Origin of the sequence: Paractinoplanes deccanensis (assembly GCF_016862115.1) — a bacterium.
Taxonomy (GTDB): domain Bacteria; phylum Actinomycetota; class Actinomycetes; order Mycobacteriales; family Micromonosporaceae; genus Actinoplanes; species Actinoplanes deccanensis.
Window position 1 is genome coordinate 1 of record NZ_BOMI01000226.1, and the last position, 1,900, is coordinate 1,900.

Sequence of the window (1,900 nt, forward strand, 5' to 3'; positions counted from 1 at the left end):
GCCCGAGGCGGCCCGCCGCTACCACCTGGTGGTGCTCTCGGACCACGGGCAGAGCCAGGGCGCCACGTTCAAGCAGCGGTACGGCGAGACGCTGGACGAGGTGGTCGAGCGGTTCTCCGCGCCCGACCCGGCGGACGCGCCCTCGACGCCGGCCGAGGAGGAGGCCACCAAGGAACCGGACTTCCCGGAGCCCCCGGTCGCCCCGCTGCTGGTCGTCTCGTCCGGCAACCTGGCGCTGCTCTACCTGACCCGCTTTCCCGAGCGGCTCGACCGGGCCGCCATCGAGCGCGCGTACCCGCGCCTGATCAACGGCCTGGTCGCGCACCCGGGCGTGGGCCTGGTGATCGTGCGGGACCACGACGGGCCGGTCGCGCTCGGCACTTCGGGCAGCCACCGGCTCCGTGACGGCACGGTGGAGGGCATCGACCCGCTTCTGCCGTACGGGCCGCGAGCGCGCCACGACCTGCTGCGTCACCAGGAGGCCGAGCACGTCGGCGACCTGGTGCTGATCAGCTCGGTCGACCCGGTCACCGAGGAGGTGGCCGCCTTCGAGGAGCTCGTCGGCTCGCACGGCGGCCTGGGCGGCTGGCAGACCGACGCCGTGCTGGTCCACCCGGCACGCTGGCCGATCACCCAGACCGAGCTGGACGGCCCGGACACCATCCACCGGCAGCTCGTCGAGTGGCTGGCCATGCTGGGCCTGCGCACCCAGACCCTGGCCGCCGACGAGGAGCAGCACGAGCTGGAGCGGCACCCGCTGGAAGAATCCGTCGCTCCGAGACTTTCGAGGACCCACGACGGTTAGGCATTTCGTGCCTTTGCTCCCCTTCCTCACCGCCATGCTCGTCGGGGTCCTGCCGGTGCCCGCCTCGCCCCGCACGGCGCCGACCTTCAACGGCAGCGTCTACGCGATCGCCCACCGCGGCGACACGGTCTACGTCGGGGGCGCGTTCACCGCCGCGACGGACGGGGGGAGGACGTACCAGCGGTCGCGGCTGGCCGCCTTCGACGCGCGCACCGGGCGGCTGCTCGACTGGGCGCCCTCGGCGGACGGCACGGTCCGGGCACTGGCCGCCACCCCGGAGAGCGTCTACGCCGCCGGGGACTTCCACGAGGTCGACGGCGAGGACCGCGACGCGCTGGCCCGCCTGCATCCGTCGAGCGGCGCGGTCGGCTCGTTCAGCCATGACCTCTCCGGTACGGCGTACAGCCTCGCCGCGGGCAACGACCGCCTGTATCTCGGTGGCAGCTTCACCGCCGTCGACGGGGAGCGCCGGCGCAACCTGGCCGCCTTCGACCTGCGCACCGGCCGCCTGGACCCGCGCTGGCGGCCGGTCACCGACGACACCGTGCACACGCTCGCCACCGCCGGTTCCAAGCTCTATCTCGGCGGCGGCTTCCACGTGGTCAACGGCGTCAAGGGCACGCTGCGGCTGGCCGCGGTCAACGGCGTCAGCGGCGCTGTCGACCCGGTCTTCCGGCCCCGGGTGCCGGCCGAGGTGCGTGCCGTCGCGATCGACACGTCCGGCGTCCAGGTCGCGACCGCCGGGGTGGGGGGACGAGCCATCTCGTACGCGCACACGGGCGCCCTGCGCTGGCAGCGCGTCTTCGACGGCGACGCGGCCGCGATCGCGACTGGCGGCGGCATCACGTACGTCGGCGGGCACTTCGACGCGATCTGCCGCACCGAGCGCAACGGCGTCAAGGGCGGCTGCGTCGACGGGTCCACGCCCCGCTTCAAGCTCGCCGCCCTCACGGCCACCGGCACGCTGACCGGCTGGGCGCCTCGGGCCAACGGCGTGATCGGCGTCCGCGTGCTGACGGTTCACCGCGGCACGGTCGCGGCCGGCGGCGACTTCACCATGATCGACGGGCGCGACCGGCGCCGCTTCGCCGCCTT

The 1,900-nt window shown here is 74.1% G+C and carries 1 protein-coding gene and 1 pseudogene; both read left to right on the forward strand.

Features of this window, described 5'->3' with window-relative positions; translation table 11 throughout:
• Nucleotides 1-805 (forward strand): annotated as a pseudogene (locus tag Ade02nite_RS48640) (alkaline phosphatase family protein); the annotation flags it as partial.
• Nucleotides 806-812: 7 nt separating this feature from the next.
• Nucleotides 813-1,900, forward strand: a 1,088-nt coding sequence (locus Ade02nite_RS48645; RefSeq protein ID WP_203778261.1) for a PQQ-binding-like beta-propeller repeat protein, incomplete at its 3' end; no start/stop codon positions are given.